This window comes from Microbacterium paludicola (assembly GCF_015235415.1).
Taxonomy (GTDB): domain Bacteria; phylum Actinomycetota; class Actinomycetes; order Actinomycetales; family Microbacteriaceae; genus Microbacterium; species Microbacterium paludicola.
On the sequence record NZ_JADGLL010000004.1, the window covers coordinates 91430 to 106639 of the forward strand.

At 71.1% G+C, this 15210-nt stretch carries 13 protein-coding genes, 1 tRNA gene and 1 pseudogene; 7 read left to right on the top strand and 8 right to left on the bottom strand.

Going from position 1 to position 15210, the window contains the following annotated elements:
• Window positions 1-91: 91 nt before the first annotated feature.
• The 4 genes from IR155_RS03355 (at window position 92) to IR155_RS03370 (ending at window position 3685) form a co-directional block, all read left to right on the top strand.
• Window positions 92-1003 (top strand): ACP S-malonyltransferase, encoded by a 912-nt coding sequence (locus IR155_RS03355; protein ID WP_135113185.1) that lies wholly within the window; start codon window positions 92-94, stop codon window positions 1001-1003.
• A gap of 30 nt (window positions 1004-1033) precedes the next feature.
• Entirely contained in the window at window positions 1034-2035 is a 1002-nt protein-coding gene (locus tag IR155_RS03360) for a beta-ketoacyl-ACP synthase III (RefSeq protein WP_135113188.1), read from the top strand.
• A gap of 88 nt (window positions 2036-2123) precedes the next feature.
• On the top strand, window positions 2124-2369 hold the full coding sequence (locus IR155_RS03365; protein WP_135113190.1) for an acyl carrier protein: 246 nt from the start codon (window positions 2124-2126) through the stop codon (window positions 2367-2369).
• Between the two features lie 74 nt (window positions 2370-2443).
• On the top strand, window positions 2444-3685 hold the full coding sequence (locus IR155_RS03370; RefSeq protein ID WP_135113192.1) for a beta-ketoacyl-[acyl-carrier-protein] synthase family protein: 1242 nt from the start codon (window positions 2444-2446) through the stop codon (window positions 3683-3685).
• Window positions 3686-3814: 129 nt separating this feature from the next.
• Here the strand turns inward: IR155_RS03370 and IR155_RS03375 are convergent, their stop codons facing one another.
• From IR155_RS03375 to IR155_RS03400, 5 genes and pseudogenes are all read right to left on the bottom strand, one after another.
• Window positions 3815-4318 (bottom strand): DUF3145 domain-containing protein, encoded by a 504-nt coding sequence (locus IR155_RS03375; RefSeq protein ID WP_135113194.1) that lies wholly within the window; start codon window positions 4316-4318, stop codon window positions 3815-3817.
• Window positions 4319-4421: 103 nt separating this feature from the next.
• A pseudogene (locus IR155_RS15880) lies at window positions 4422-5521 on the bottom strand (carboxylate-amine ligase).
• Window positions 5522-5594: 73 nt separating this feature from the next.
• Window positions 5595-5672, bottom strand: a tRNA-Ile gene (locus tag IR155_RS03390).
• 54 nt (window positions 5673-5726) lie between these two features.
• A complete protein-coding gene (locus IR155_RS03395) occupies window positions 5727-7190 on the bottom strand; it encodes a protein adenylyltransferase SelO (protein WP_135113199.1) in 1464 nt (487 codons plus the stop codon).
• Window positions 7191-7244: 54 nt separating this feature from the next.
• Window positions 7245-8387 carry a DMT family transporter gene (locus IR155_RS03400; RefSeq protein WP_409366536.1) on the bottom strand — a complete coding sequence of 381 codons (1143 nt, stop codon included), beginning with the start codon at window positions 8385-8387 and terminating at the stop codon, window positions 7245-7247.
• A 41-nt stretch (window positions 8388-8428) separates the two neighbouring features.
• Here IR155_RS03400 and def point away from each other — a divergent pair, with 41 nt between their 5' ends.
• Both def and IR155_RS03410 read left to right on the top strand, forming a co-directional pair.
• On the top strand, window positions 8429-8995 hold the full coding sequence (def, locus tag IR155_RS03405) for a peptide deformylase (protein WP_135113201.1): 567 nt from the start codon (window positions 8429-8431) through the stop codon (window positions 8993-8995).
• A gap of 112 nt (window positions 8996-9107) precedes the next feature.
• Complete coding sequence (locus IR155_RS03410; RefSeq protein ID WP_135113203.1) at window positions 9108-9635, top strand: septum formation family protein; 528 nt, start codon at window positions 9108-9110, stop codon at window positions 9633-9635.
• Between the two features lie 16 nt (window positions 9636-9651).
• Here the strand turns inward: IR155_RS03410 and IR155_RS03415 are convergent, their stop codons facing one another.
• The gene (locus IR155_RS03415) at window positions 9652-10362 is read right to left on the bottom strand and encodes an NUDIX hydrolase (RefSeq protein ID WP_135113205.1); all 711 of its coding nucleotides are present in this window, start codon (window positions 10360-10362) and stop codon (window positions 9652-9654) included.
• A gap of 151 nt (window positions 10363-10513) precedes the next feature.
• Here IR155_RS03415 and IR155_RS03420 point away from each other — a divergent pair, with 151 nt between their 5' ends.
• Entirely contained in the window at window positions 10514-11836 is a 1323-nt protein-coding gene (locus IR155_RS03420; RefSeq protein WP_233441084.1) for an APC family permease, read from the top strand.
• A 76-nt stretch (window positions 11837-11912) separates the two neighbouring features.
• Here IR155_RS03420 and IR155_RS03425 read toward each other — a convergent pair whose 3' ends face one another.
• Window positions 11913-14441 carry a rhamnogalacturonan lyase gene (locus IR155_RS03425; RefSeq protein ID WP_167760695.1) on the bottom strand — a complete coding sequence of 843 codons (2529 nt, stop codon included), beginning with the start codon at window positions 14439-14441 and terminating at the stop codon, window positions 11913-11915.
• A 163-nt stretch (window positions 14442-14604) separates the two neighbouring features.
• The gene (locus tag IR155_RS03430) at window positions 14605-15204 is read right to left on the bottom strand and encodes a GNAT family N-acetyltransferase (protein WP_135113209.1); all 600 of its coding nucleotides are present in this window, start codon (window positions 15202-15204) and stop codon (window positions 14605-14607) included.
• Window positions 15205-15210 lie beyond the last annotated feature (6 nt).

The window sequence follows — 15210 nt, forward strand, 5'->3', positions numbered from 1 at the left end:
CTCACGGACTGTCCGCCACGCACAAGTGATTCCGGTTTTCTTGTGAGGCCGTCGCCAGCGCCGCGTTGAACAACGTTGGCAGACTGGACGGGTGATCGTCGTCGTCTGCCCTGGACAGGGCTCGCAGACCCCTGGATTCCTCGCGCCCTGGCTTGAGCTCGACGGCGCCGCGGAGCGCCTTGCGTCGTTCTCCGAAGCGGCGCAGGTCGACCTCGTCGCGCACGGCACCGAGTCGGACGCCGACACGATCCGCGACACGCGCATCGCGCAGCCGCTCATCGTCGCCGCGAGCATCCTCGCGTGGGAGCAGCTCACCGGCGGCGGCGCGCGTCCCGCGGGTGTCGCGGGCCACTCGGTCGGTGAGATCGCCGCGCTCGTGGCGTCGGGAGTGATCGACGCCGAGGCCGGAATGCGCCTCGTCGGGGTCCGCGGTCGGGCGATGGCGGATGCCGCCGCGCTCGTCGAGACGGGCATGAGCGCGGTCGTCGGCGGAGACGAGCAGCAGGTTCTCGACGCGATCGAGGCAAACGGGCTCACCCCCGCCAACTTCAACGGCGGCGGTCAGATCGTCGCGGCCGGCGAGCTTCGCGGTCTTGCGGCCCTCGCCGAGCAGGCGCCCCGCGGGGCGCGGGTCATCCCCCTCCAGGTCGCGGGCGCGTTCCACACGCGGTTCATGGCGCCGGCGCAGGATGCCCTCCGCAGCGCGGTCGACGGCGTCCGCGCGGTCGGCGATCCCGATCTCACCCTCTGGACGAACAGCGACGGCAGCACCGTCCCCGCGGGCTTCCAAGCGCTCGAGCTGATCGTGCACCAGGTCGCCAACCCGGTGCGGTGGGACCTCTGCATGGCCTCGTTCGCCGAGCAGGGAGTGACCGGCATCATCGAGCTGGCGCCCGCCGGCGCCCTTGTCGGCCTCGCCAAGCGCGGCCTGCGCGGCGTGCCCAGCGTCGCGGTCAAGACCCCGGACGATCTAGCCGCAGCGCTCGAGCTGCTCGCCGCCTGATCCGCCCCGACCTCACAGAACGGAACGCACATGACCGTCATCCTCAAGGAAGCCGTCGGGGCTCCGCACTCCCGCATCTACGCCTACGGCGCCGCGCGCGGCGAGCTCGCCGTGCCGAACGACGACCTCGTCGGCCCGATCGACTCGAGCGACGAGTGGATCCGGCAGCGCACCGGCATCGTCACGCGCGTGCGTGCCGTGCCCGAGACGGATGCGATCGACCTCGCGACGTCCGCCGCCCGGGAGGCGATCGAGAAGGCGGGCGTCGACCCCGCACAGGTCGACCTCGTGATCGTCGCCACCATCAGCAACCCGAAGCAGACTCCCTCGGTCTCGGCGATCGTCGCCGACCGCGTGGGAGCGAACCCCGCCGCGGCGTATGACGTCAACGCGGCGTGCGCCGGCTACTGCTACGCCGTCGCACAGGCCGACGCGCTCATCCGCTCGGGCGCCGCCCGCTACGCGCTGGTGATCGGCACCGAGAAGCTCAGCGACATCGTCGATCCCACCGACCGCAGCATCTCGTTCCTGCTCGGCGATGGTGCCGGCGCCGCCCTGCTGGGGCCGAGCGACACCCCCGGGGTCTCGGCCTCGATCTGGGGCTCGGACGGCTCCAAGGCGGGCGCGGTGGGCATGAACCACACGCTGACCGAGTTCCGCGACGGCGCCGCCGAGTGGCCCACATTGCGCCAGGAGGGCCCCACGGTCTTCCGCTGGGCCGTGTGGGAGATGGCGAAGGTCGCCAAGCAGGCCCTCGAGGCCGCGGGCATCACCGCCGACGACCTCGCCGCATTCATCCCTCACCAGGCGAACATGCGCATCATCGACGAGTTCGCCAAGCAGCTGGGCCTTCCCGAGACCGTGAAGGTCGCCCGCGACATCGAGACCACCGGCAACACGTCGGCCGCCTCGATCCCGCTCGCCACCCACCGGCTGCTGCAGGAGAATCCCGAGCTGAGCGGCGGCCTCGCGTTGCAGATCGGCTTCGGCGCCGGCCTCGTCTACGCGGCACAGGTCGTCGTCCTCCCGTGAGGCGTGGCGCCGCGACCATAGACTGAACCTCGGTTCCGTCGTCTCCCGAATCATCCGATCCGACCGAAACATCCTGAAGGAGTACCCCATGGCATACACGACTGACGAGGTCCTCGCCGGCCTGGCCGAGCTGATCACCGACGAGACCGGCATCGCCGCCGAGGAGGTCGCGCTCGAGAAGTCGTTCACCGACGACCTCGACATCGACTCGATCTCGATGATGACGATCGTCGTCAACGCCGAGGAGAAGTTCGGCGTCACGATCCCGGACGACGAGGTCAAGAACCTCAAGACGGTGAAGGACGCCGTCGACTTCATCACCAACAACCAGTGACATCCGCGGTGCCGCACCCCTGACGACCGGGTGCGGCACCGGATCCCCTTCATCGGAGCACGAGGAACCAACCCATGAGCAAGTCCATCGTCGTGACCGGCATCGGCGCCACGTCGGCGCTCGGCGGCACCGCGCCCGAGAACTGGCAGAACCTTCTCGCCGGCGTCTCCGGCACTCGCGCACTCGAGCACGACTGGGTGGCCGAGTACGAGCTCCCGGTGACCTTCGCCGCCGAGGCGGTGGTGCGCCCGGAGACCGTGCTTCCCCGCCCGACCGCCAAGCGCCTCGACCCCGCGTCGCAGTTCGCGCTGATCGCCGCCATGGAGGCCTGGGAGGACGCGGGCGCTCCCGAGGTCGCCCCCGAGCGCCTCGGCATCGACTTCGCCACCGGCATCGGCGGCGTGTGGACGCTGCTCGACGCGTGGGACACGCTGCGCGAGAAGGGGCCGCGTCGCGTCATGCCGATGACGGTGCCGATGCTCATGCCCAACGCCGCGGCCGGCAACCTCTCGCTCCACTTCGGCGCACGCGCCTTCGCGCGCACCGTCGCCTCGGCCTGCGCCTCGAGCGTCGAGTCGATCGCGAGCGCCTACGAGCACCTGCAGCTCGGCCTCGCGGACGTCGTGATCGCGGGCGGCACCGAGTCCGCCATCCACCCGATCACCGTCGCCTCCTTCGCCTCCATGCAGGCGCTGTCGCGTCGCAACGACTCGCCCGAGACGGCCTCGCGGCCCTTCTCGGTCGACCGCGACGGCTTCGTGATGGGTGAGGGCGCGGCCGCACTGATCCTCGAGACCGAGGAACACGCGCTCGCTCGCGGCGCGAAGATCTACGGCCGCCTCGTCGGCTCCGCGGTCACCGCCGACGCCCACCACATCACGGCGAACGACCCGACCGGTGCCGGAGCGTCGCGCGCCGTCCGCCAGGCGCTCGAGCAGGCCGGTCGCACGCCCGACGAGGTCACCCACATCAACGCGCACGCGACGTCGACGCCCGTGGGCGACCCGGCGGAGTACGCGGCGCTGCTGTCGGTGTTCGGCGACCGCGTCCACGACATCCCGGTCTCGGCCACCAAGGCATCCACCGGCCACCTGCTCGGCGGCACGGGTGCGATCGAGTCGGTCTTCACGATCCTCGCGCTGCGCGATCGCGTCGCTCCCCCGACGATCAACCTCGTCGATCAGGACCCCGCGATCCCGCTGAAGGCGTCGACCTCGCCGCAGAAGCTCAGCGCCGACCCGCAGCTGGCCATCTGCAACTCGTTCGGCTTCGGCGGACACAACGCCGTCGCGGCGTTCGCGTCCTACGACGACTGATCCGCGGACGCAGAAGCGGCCCCTGGTTCTCCAGGGGCCGCTTCTTTCGTTCCGGAGTGACGCTGTCTCACCCGCCGGGACTCCTCACCGGCCGGCGGTACCGGCGCCGCTCCGTGGCTTGTGCGGTGCTCAGCCGACCTTGTGGAGCCAGACGACCGGTGCGTCGTCGCTCGCGTGACGGAACGGCTCGAGCTCCTCGTCCCAGGCCGAGCCCAGGGCGATGTCGAGCTCGCGCTGCAGCTCGAAGGGGTCGCCCGCGGCGACCTCCATCGCGTAGCGGATGCGATCCTCGGGGACGACGACGTTTCCTGCCGTGTCCATCTGCGCGTAGTGGATGCCGAGATCGGGCGTGTGCATCCAGCGACCGCCGTCACTGCGCGGGGTCGGGTCCTCGGTCACCTCGAAGCGCAGGTGCTCCCAGCCGCGGATGCCGGTGGCCAGGGCAGCGCCGGTGCCGGCGGGGCCCTCCCAGTAGAACTCCGCGCGCCGCGCACCGTCCAGCACAGGCTGGTCGGCCCACTCGAAGTTCACGGCCCGGCCGAGCGATCGGCCGACCGCCCACTCCAGGTGGGGGCACAACGCACGTGGCGCTGAGTGGATGTAGACCACTCCGCGCGCCATAGGTGTCGCCATGATCTCTCCGTTTCGTCAGGTGCGTCTTCCCCTACGACCTGACCGGCGGATCCGGTGACGAATCTTCAGTTCTCCCAGCATTATGACCCGGGCGGGTCCGGAATCACAAGCGTGTGATTCCTGATTCTCGGGACACGCGAGCGGCGTCCAGCACGACCTGGGTGACCGAGCCGGTCCGCGCGTAGACCGACCACTGCCGATCGGCGCCCGTTCCGCGGTGGGCGATCGCGCGGAGAGCGTGCCGCACGGCCTCTTCGTCGCCATGCCGGCGAAGGGACGGACCGGCCCACGCGAGCATCCGGTCGACGACGGCCGAGGCGGGCCGCGCGGTTCCCGTGAGCGGGTCGACGAGCCGGTCGCGCATGCCGTGACGCGCCGCGGTCCAGGAGGCAAGCCGGATCGCCGCCGTCGACGCCGGCAGCGGAGCCACTCCCCCGCGCCAGTCATCCGCCGCCTGATCCACGAGCGCCCGGACCATGCAGGCGAGCGCCGCACCGTCCTCCGCCGTCAGGCAGACATCCGCGATCCGCACCTCCACGGTCTGGTGCGAGTGCGACAGGCGGGCGTCGAAGTACAGCATGCCGGTGTCGAGGATGGCACCGGTGGCGACCAGCTCCTGCTCGAACGCCCGGTACGCCGCGGCATCCGCGAAGACGTCGATGGGGCCGGCGGTCGGCCAGTGGTGCCACGCGACGAAGCGGAAGCTCGCGTAACCGGTGTCCTCACCGTCCCGGAACGGCGAGTTGGCCGACAGTGCCAGCAGCACCGGCAGCCAGGCGCGGATCCGGTTCAGGATCGCCACTCGGGGTCGGCGATGCCGACGTGCACGTGGAAGCCGCATTCGAGCGTCGTGCGCGCCATGCCCGCGTAGCCCTCGGCGATGGCCTGGTAGCGGCGCCGCGTCGTCACGTGCGGACGGACGGGCATCGGGGAGCCCGCGATCGCGACGGCGTGCGCGCCGCGATCCTGCGCCAGGCCGTCGGCCGTGCGCCGCCCCGCACGCATAAAGCGCAGCAGCTCGCCGCGCTCGGTGCAGGGCGACGACACGACCTCGATCATCTCCTGCTGCATCTCGGCCTCGAGCGAGAAGCCCGCCCCGTCGCCGCGCCCGAAGCGATCGAGGATGTCCGGGGCGAGCGCCCGCGGGCTTCCCGTGACCCCGTCGACGAGGAGCAACTCCTCCTCCACCCCGAACGTCCGCATGCGTCAGTATGCGCACGCGGACGCCCCCGGCGGCAGGGACTTGACGCGGCTGCGCGGATCCGGTCCGGCTCGTTGGTGGGGCGGGTGGGACTCGAACCCACGCATCGTCGGGTTATGAGCCCGCTGCCTTGACCATCTTGGCCACCGCCCCGCGTACCTCGAGCCTACTGCCGCGCGGGTCACGACCCGGCACGGGAGGAGCGCGTCAGGTGCCGCAGAACGTCCGGTACGCGCCGAAGTCCTGCGGCGCCGGCTCCGCATAGCGCTCGAAGCCGGCACGCTCGACGTACGGGGTGCTGACCGCGTCGAGCAGGCGCTCGAACGGACCGAGGTCGCCATCGGTCGCGGCGGTGAGCGCCTCCTCGACGAGGTGGTTCCGCGGGATGTAGACGGGGTTGACGGCGTCCATCGCCGACGCGTCGGGGCCGAGCCCGCGCCACCTCTCGATCCACGCGTCGATCGCGCCGAGATCGAGGAACAGCCGCCGCACCGGCTCGGGGCGGCCGCGCGCGGCCTCGCCCAGCGCGCGGAAGAACGAGGTGTGGTCGACGTGATCCGCCCGGAGCAGCGACAGCAGGTCGCCGATCAGGGACGTGGTCAGATCCTCGTCCGCTCCCGCGCCGAGGCCGAGCTTCGCGAGGAAGCCGGCGGTCCAGGCGGCGCTGTAGCGCGGGCCGAACGCATCCAGGGCCTGCTGAGCGAGCGCGAGTGCCTGCGAGCGGTCTTCGTCGAACACGGGCAGCAGCGTCTCGGCGAGGCGCGCGAGGCTCCACGCGGCGATCGAGGGCTGGTTTCCGTAGGCGTAGCGGCCGTCGACGTCGATCGAGCTGTAGACCGCGCCGGGATCGAACGCCTCCATGAACGCGCACGGTCCGTAGTCGATCGTCTCGCCCGAGATCGTCATGTTGTCGGTGTTCATAACGCCGTGGACGAAGCCGACCAGCATCCACTGCGCGACGAGGGCGGCCTGCGCGTCGCGCACCGCCTCGAACAGGGCGAGCGGGGGGTTGTCCGCCTCGGCGAGTTCCGGATGGTGGCGGTCTATCGCGTGGCGGACGAGCCGCACGAGAAGATCCGGATCGCGCGTGGCCGCGGCGTACTGGAAGCTGCCCACGCGCAGGTGGCTGCTCGCGACGCGGACGAGCATCGCGCCCGGCAGGGCCGTCTCGCGATACACCGTCGCCCCGGTGGCGATGACCGCGAGCGACCGGGTGGACGGTATGCCGAGCGCGTGCATCGCCTCGCTGATCAGGTACTCGCGCAGCATCGGGCCGAGCGCGGCGAAGCCATCCCCCGCACGCGCGAACGGCGTGGGGCCCGAGCCCTTCAGGTGGATGTCGCGCCGGTCGCCGTGCGCGTCGGCGACGTCGCCGAGGAGGAGCGCCCGGCCGTCGCCGAGGCGCGGCGAGTAGCCGCCGAACTGGTGCCCCGCGTACGCCTGAGCCACCGGAACCGCGCCGTCTCCGAGGGCGGCGCCGCATAGCAGCTTCACGCCCTCCGGCGTCCGCAGGAACGCCGGGTCGAAACCGAGCTCGCGCGCGAGGGGCTCGTTGAGCACAACGAGTCGCGCATCCGGGAACGGCTCTGCGCGCCAGGGCACCGCCATCTCAGGGACGTCGCGCGCGAAGCCGTTCGCGAACGTCACCGAACCCGTCACCGCCGTCCCCATGCGATCGACGATACGCCGGTCCGGCCCGCCGCGGGCCGGGTCACGCGACCCGCGCTACCTCGTGGGGCCGGGTTCGTCCTCCGGCGGAAGCCGCCGGCTCAACAGGTCGTCGGGATCGCGCGCCGCGCGAAGCTGGTCGAGCGCCGACGCGCTGCCCGGGAGCGGCTCGTCGGTGTCGCGCGCGGCGCGATCCACCCCCGCGTCGCGGCCGCGGGCGATGGCCAGCTCCTGGCTCTCGCTCACCACCTGCGGGTGGTGCCGAGCGAGCAGGAAGACGCCGAGAGACGCGGCGGCCCCGGCGATGCCGAAGACGATCAGGGCCCACAGCGGAGCCTTCGAGGCTTCGCCGAGCACGATCGCGCCGATGAGGACCGCGATGATCGGGTCGATCACGGTGAGGCCGGCGATGACGAGGTCCGGGGGTCCCGACGCGTATGCCGTCTGCACGAAGTAGCCGCCGGCAATCGCCGCGGCCACGAGCGCGATCAGGCAGATGATCGTGAGCCAGTCGAAGTCGCCCTGCTGGAACCTGCTGATGACGACCTTGGCGAGGGTCGCGACGAAGCCGTAGAGAACGCCGGCGGCAGTGATGTAGAACAGGGCGCCCATCCGGTGCCGCAGCATCAGCCAGGCAACGCCGAGCAGGATGATCACAACGAGCAGGATCGCGAGCACGACAAGCAGTTCGAACTGGCTGAGCGGGTGCTCGGTGGCGAACAGCGTCGCCACGATGACGAACAGGAAGATGCCGCCCACGCACAGCCCAATCGACGTCAGCGACTTCCTGGTCGGCACGTGTCCGGTGATCTGCGCGTTGAGCAGCGTCGTGATGACGAGCGAGACGGCGCCCAGCGGCTGCACGACGATGAGCGGCGCGACGGCGAGGGCACTGAGCTGACAGACGATGGCCACGGTCAGCAGGACCGTCCCGATCACCCAGGACGGGCGCGTCAGCAGGCGCAGCAGGTGCGAGAGCCCGAGCCCCGTGTCGGCGTTCGCTCCGGAGATCCGCTCGACCTTGCGGACGCCCTGGCTCTGGTACTGCGCGCCGAGCGACATGAACACCGCGCCAGCGAGAGCGAGCGGGATGCCCAGGAGGAGGCCCGGGTTCTGGAACGCACCGAGCAGCTGATCACCGACCTCGTCCACGCCGATGACCCCGTTTCCGAGCGCCAGCTCAACGATCCCCCGATGCACCCTCCGAGGGTACCCGGCGGGGGCCCGACTACGCTGGAGACATGGCCGTGCTCCCGATCCGAATCATGGGCGACCCCGTTCTCCACGCACCCGCCGCCGATGTCGACGAGATCACGGACGAGATCCGCACACTGGTCGCGGACATGTTCGAGACGATGGACGCCGCCCCCGGCGTCGGCCTCGCCGCCCCGCAGGTGGGGGTTCCGCTGCGCATCTTCACGTACTCGTACGAGGACGACGAGGGTGAGCCGTGGCGCGGGGTCATCCTGAACCCTGAGCTCTGGATGACGCCGACCGTCCCCGGCGAGCCGGATGAGGACGAGGAGTCGGAGGGCTGCCTGTCCTTCCCGGGCGAGCGCTTCCCGCTGCGGCGCTCGGAGCGCGTCCTGGTGACCGGCCTCGACCTGGACGGCGCACCGGTGCGCATCGACGTCGACGGGTGGCGCGCGCGCATCCTGCAGCACGAGTTCGATCACCTCGACGGTGTCCTCTACGTCGACCGGCTCGGCGGATCGGACGCGAAGCTCGTCCAGAAGATCGCCCGCAAGCGCGGCTGGGGACGTCCGGGCGCGAGCTGGATGCCCGGGATCGACGATCTCGAGGGCTGACGCGCATACCGGTCAGCTCTGCCCGTCGCGGAGGCTCGCCCGTCGCCCCGCCGGGGATTACTGTGAGCGCTGAGGCGGTGCACCGCCTCGCATGATCGACAGGAGAGGCGCAATGATCCGCATCCGCCCCGTCCGCGTGGCCGCCGCGATCGGCGCACTCGCCCTCGCCTCGACCCTCGGCGGGTGCGCCGTGATCGACCAGGTCTTCGGCGGCGGGCCCGACCGCGACGAGGAGACGGGTCAGGTCACGGAGGGTGGTGACGTCGACGTCTTCCAGCTGGAGGTGGGCGACTGCCTCAATCTCGATGACAGCGGAGAGCTCTCCTCCGCCGCGGTGGTCCCCTGCGCGGAGCCGCACACCGAGGAGATCTTCCACGAGTTCTCGCTGCCGGACGGCGAGTGGCCCGGCAAGGAGGCGATCGACACGGCGGCCGATGAGGGCTGCTACGAGGCGTTCGCGGGCTTCGTCGGGAAGGCGTACGAGGACTCGGTGCTCGAGTATGTCTTCCTCGCGCCCTTGGAGGGCGGCTGGAACGACCCGAACGTGAAGGACCGCCTCGTGCAGTGCGTGATCTACGAGCCCGGCGACGGCGGCGCCGCCAAGCCGGTGGAGGGGTCGCTCAAGGGCGCCGCGCGCTGAGCCGCGCTGGGAGTGCTCACTCCCCGCCGCGCGCGGGCCGCGGGAAGAACTCCTCGACGGGTCGGGTGCGGTCGGTGTCCCAGGGCACCGTCCACCCGGCCGCGTCGAAGAGGCGGTCGAGCACGATGGCGGTGAAGCCCCACACGATCGTGCCCCCGACGTCGAAGGCGGGCGCCTCGCGCTCGCGGCCGCGGAACGTCCAGACCGACATGAAGCGGCTGGCGGGGTCGAGCAGCTCGGCGACCGGCACGCGGAGCACGTCCACCGTCTCGGCGTGATCCACGGCCGCCACCTGCGAGGGCGTCCGCCACCAGGCGACGACCGGGGTGACGAGGTGGCTGCTGGCCGCGAGCGGCAGCTCGGGAAGCAGGCCGAGGATCTCGACGTCGCGGGGATCGACCCCGGTCTCCTCCTCGGCCTCGCGCAGCGCCGTGGCGACGGCATCCGCGTCGCCCGGCTCGCGGCGCCCACCCGGGAACGACACCTCGGACGGATGCGAGCGCAGGGTCGCGGCGCGCCTCTGCAGGAGGACGTCGAGCTCGCGCGCGACCGCCGCATCCGGCACGGCGGGGACGACCGAGTCGAGCACTCCGAAGAGCACGAGCACGGCGGCGTGCCGCGCGTCGGCCGGCCTTGCCAGCGGCGGCAGGGCCTGCACCCAGCGGAGCGATTCGACCGCGGAGAGCAGCTCCCGTCTCGCGTCGCCCGCCCGCTGCTCCTGCCGCACGCTCCCAAGCTACTCCGGGCCCGATGACGTGGGATGCGCCGGCGCGTTATCGATTCGGCCCTCGCCTGGTCAAGCCGTGGCGCCCGGCGGGCGCGCGGATGAGCATGGACGAAAGCGCTCGAACCGGATGCGGGCGGAGAGCGGAGGCGGAGTGAGCGCAGAGACGACGGACGACACCCGGCTGCGGAGGGGCATCACCGGTCCCCTGCTGTTCGTGTTCATCCTGGGGGATGTCCTCGGCGCGGGGATCTACGCGCTCATGGGTGTCCTCGCGGGCGAGGTCGGCGGTCTGCTCTGGGCGCCGCTGCTCATCGCCCTCGCGCTCGCGCTGCTCACGGCCGGCTCGTATGCAGAACTCGTCACCAAGTATCCGAAGGCGGGCGGTGCGGCGGTCTTCGCGGAACGGGCGTTCCGAAACCCGCTGGTGTCGTTCCTGGTGGGCTTCAGCATGCTCGCGGCGGGCATCGTGAGCGCCGCGGGCCTCGCGCTCGCCTTCGCCGGCGACTACTTCCGCACCTTCCTCGACGTCCCCACGGTGCCCGTCGCGATCGTGTTCCTCGCCGTCGTCGCGGCGCTGAACGCCCGCGGCATCCGCGAGTCGATGTCGGCGAATCTCGTGATGACGGCCATCGAGCTCAGCGGGCTCGTGATCGTGGTGGTGGTCGTGGCGGTGTTCCTCGCGGGTGGTGGCGGCGACGTGTCTCGCGTGCTGCAGCCGCCGCCGGACACCGCGGTGCCACTCGCGCTGCTCGGCGGCGTGATCATCGCGTACTACTCGTTCGTGGGATTCGAGACCTCCGCGAACGTCATCGAGGAGGTGCGCGATCCCCGCCGGTCCTATCCGCGTGCGCTGTTCGGCTCGCTGCTGGTCGCGGGGGCGGTCTACGTCCTCGTGGGGCTCGCGAGCGCGATCGCCCTGCCAGCCGAGGAGCTGAGCGGGTCGACCGGCCCGCTTCTCGACGTCGTCGAGGCGACCGGGGTCGCCGTGCCGTCGTGGCTGTTCAGCCTCATCGCCCTCATCGCGGTCGCCAACGGCGCGCTGCTGACCATGATCATGGCGAGCCGGCTCGCGTACGGAATGGCCGACGGCGGCCTGCTGCCGTCCGTGTTCGGGCGCGTGCTGCCGAACCGCAGGACGCCGTGGGTGGCGATCATCGCGACCACCGCGGTGGCGATGGCCCTGACTCTGCTCGGCGATCTCGCCATGCTCGCCGAGACCGTGGTGCTGCTGCTCCTGTTCGTGTTCCTCAGCGCGAACGTGTCGGTGCTCGTGCTGCGGCGCGACCACGTCGAGCACGACCACTTCCGGGTCTGGACGATCGTCCCTGTCCTCGGCATCGCGTCGTGCATCCTGCTGCTCACCCAGCAGGACGGCGCCGTGTGGCTCTTCGGCGGAGCGCTTCTGGCGCTCGGAGCAGTGCTCTACGCGATCACGCGGATGACCAGGCGACGGCGGGAAGAGCCGGCCGACTGAGGTCGACTCGCGGAGGCCCCCTCGCGCGTCGGGCTCCCCCGACGAGTCGAGGGAGCCCGATCGGACGTGCGGCGGCTCAGTCGCTGAACGAGCCCGTCCAGCGCGTCTGCGCCTCGGCCGGGAAGCGGTGCCAAGCCGTCGGGACGGCGACGACCTCGACCTCACCCGTCACGGCGACGGTGCCGTTGGGTGCGGTGACCCGCTCGCCGTTCACGTACCAGGCGACGCCCGGGCTGGCGAACACCTTCACGGCATCGTGCTTCGCGCCGGGGCGGTCGCGCAGCTGCGGTTCGCGCGGAGCCGTCTCCAGAGTCAGGATCGGCACCTGAGCGAAGTCGGTGTCGGAGGCCAGATACCACCCGGGGTAGGACGGCTGGTTGTAGGACGTCTGCTGGCGCGCGACCTCGGCACGGTACTGCGGGTCCTGCATCAGCGTGGGCAGCTTGTGCTGCGACGGATCCGTTGACACGTAGACGTGAAGAGCGGACGAATCCGTCGTGCGCACGACCAGCTCCTCGCGCCAGTCGCCGACGATGTCGGCCACGAGCGCGGCGTTGCCCTTCGTGCCGTTGTTGCTGCGCGTGCCGGCCGCGGTGAGCATCCGCCCGCGGGTGCGGTCATCCACGGTGACGGCGGCATCGCCCGAGCCATTGACGATCTGCGTTGTGAGGTCTCCCGCCCAGCGGATCGACTGGTTCGTGCCGAGGCCCGTCGCGGCGCCGAGTTCGGTGCCGTCCGCGGCGCGCAGGCGCGTCGCCCAGGTCTCGAGACCCGGGACCGCGGGGTCGATGTCGCCGATCATGCCGCGCCCGGTGTCGCGGCCGGTGTAGTCGCCGTAGATCACCTCGCCCGTCGCCGCATCGCGCAGCGCGTAGCCGTACGGCGCCCAGGAACCACCCTCGTGCACCGTGAAGATCTCGAGGCCGGGGCGGGCGGGGTCGATGTCGGTGACGTGCATCGCGTCGCCGTGGCCGAGGCGGGCCGTTGCGCCGGGCTGCGCGCTCTGCGGCGGCATCGTGGCGACAGAGCTGTACAGCAGCGAGCCGTCGTCGTCGATCGTCGCCGAGCCGTAGACGACCTCATGCTTTCCGTCACCGTCGACATCCGAGGCGCTCAGGGAGTGGAAGCCCTGCGTCGTCAGGGTGCCGAACTCCGGGTCGGTTCCGTCCCGTCCGTGTGGGCCGTCGTTGAACGGGTTGGTGAGCGGGACGTGCCCGCTGTCGACGAACCAGCGCTCGGCGATGTGCTCGCCGTCCCAGTCGTAGGCGGCGATCGTCGACCGTGTGTAATAGCCCCGGGCGAAGATGGCGGCCGGGCGCTCGCCATCGAGATACGCGACTCCCGAGAGGAAGCGGTCGACCCGGTTGCCCGGCTCGATCCGGCCCATCGCGTAGTCGCCCCACAGGAGGCCGTCGTCGCCCCGCGGCGGGGTGTAGTCGACGGTCTCGAGCTCTTCGCCGGTCAGCCCGTCGAAGACCGTGAGGTACTCGGGCCCTTCGAGGATGAAGCCCTCGAAGTTCCACAGGCGGTTGTTACCGCTGCGGCTCGGTGCGTAGACGTCGATGAAGTAGTCGGTCAGCTCGTGTGCGCTCTGCGGCGACAGGGGGTACTCGTGCCTCACGGGTGCGCCCCAGGCCTCCTCGAGGGTCGCGGGCCACTGTCCCGACACGACCTCGGGACGCTCGTGCCAGCCGAGGAACAGGTCTGTGAGGTGCGCGCGGAAGTCGGCGTTGCTCATCCGGTAGTCGTCGTCGTGCGTCACGCCGGATGCGGCGTCGTCGTCGGTAAGGGTCACGAACGCTTCGTCGACGATCGAGCCATCGGCCGCGTACTGCGTGGACTTCGTGCCGGGCGCTGTCTTCACCATCAGCTCGCTGCGGCCGTCGCCGTCGAAGTCGTACGCGAGAGGCTGCGAGTAGTGCGCACCGGCGCGGATGTTGCGGCCGAGCGAGATGCGGTTCAACAGGGTGCCGTCGAGCTCGTACGTGTCGAGGAAGACCTCCCCCGTGTAGCCGACCTGCGAGACGTCCTTCGAGTTCGACGGATCCCACTTCACGACGAGCTCGTAATCGCCGTCGCCGTCCACGTCGGCCGCGCTGGTGTCGTTCGCCGAGTACGTGTATGCCTCGCCCTTCGGGGTCACGCCATCGGCTGGCTTGGTGAGCGGCACCGTGAGGTGATCCGCGGAAACCGGCGCGACGGGCGCACTCGGCTCTCCCGCGACCCCGTCGAGCACGGGAGTCACGGTGTAAGACGAGGCGGCGCTGCCCGAGCCATCGAGGAAGTCGGTCGTGTCGGTGACAGTCGCGATCTCCGTCCCGTCGCGCGACACGACGAAGTCGGGTCCTGCCATCCCGGTCTCGGTCGCTCCCGTGACCTCGGACGCGAGCAGGCGCCAGCTGAGGTGCACTCCCCCGCTTCCGGCGAGCGCGACGAGCCCGCGGTCGAGGGCCTCGAGCTGCGGGACGCCCTCTGGCACGGCCTCACCGCCGAAGGGCCCGGCATGATCCGGCGGTGCGGCGACGGCGGCACCGCCGGTCGCGACAAGGCCCGCCGCGGCTGCCGCCGCCACGAGCACACGGAAGGAAGGTCGTCTGAGATTCATCGTCGAATCCTCTTCTCCTGATGATGGACGCTCGTCTTCGAAACGTTTCATCCGCGGATGGAATGCGCTTTCCAGACGCTACGGGCGACGCTACTTGGGGGCGCGGCCGGCGTCAACGGCAAGCGCCGGTTCCCTTCGGTGCCGGGCCGCGGGGAGCGCGGCGTCAGGCGACGGCGAGAAGAGCGGCCGCGCGCTCACGGGTGAGGAACACGAGCTGCGCGTCCTTCGGCCCGTAGGCGGAATCGAACCGCACCCGCTCTCCACGCTGGAACCCGATGGCGAGCACCCGCGCGACGGCGGCGCGGTTGCGCGCGTCCGGCTCGGCGATGAGGCGCTGGGCCCCGGGCTCCGACAGCAGGAACGAGACGAGCGCGGGGCCGAGGAGCTCCCACACATCCGAGACGCCCTCGATCCGGGCGCTGAGGAAGAAGTGGAACCCGACGTCCCCGGGCCGCGCGTCGTACGCGACGGCGACCGGATCGTCCTGCGCGTCGTACGCCTGAAGCAGCACGACGGGTGTGCCGTCCCAGCGCACGAGGTAGGCGTGATGAGTGGGAAGCGTCTCGACGAACGCGTAGGCGTCGCGCACCTCGTCACGCGTGAGCCCGCCCATCCCCCAGAACGCCGCGCGCGGCTGCGTCACCCAGCCGTGGATCAGATCCGCATCCGCGTCCGGGTCGAGGGCGTGAACGGTCACCGTCGCCTGGTCGGCGCTCATCCGGAACAGCTCGGCGCCGCGCGCGCCGGTGCGCAGCAGGCTCATCGGCGC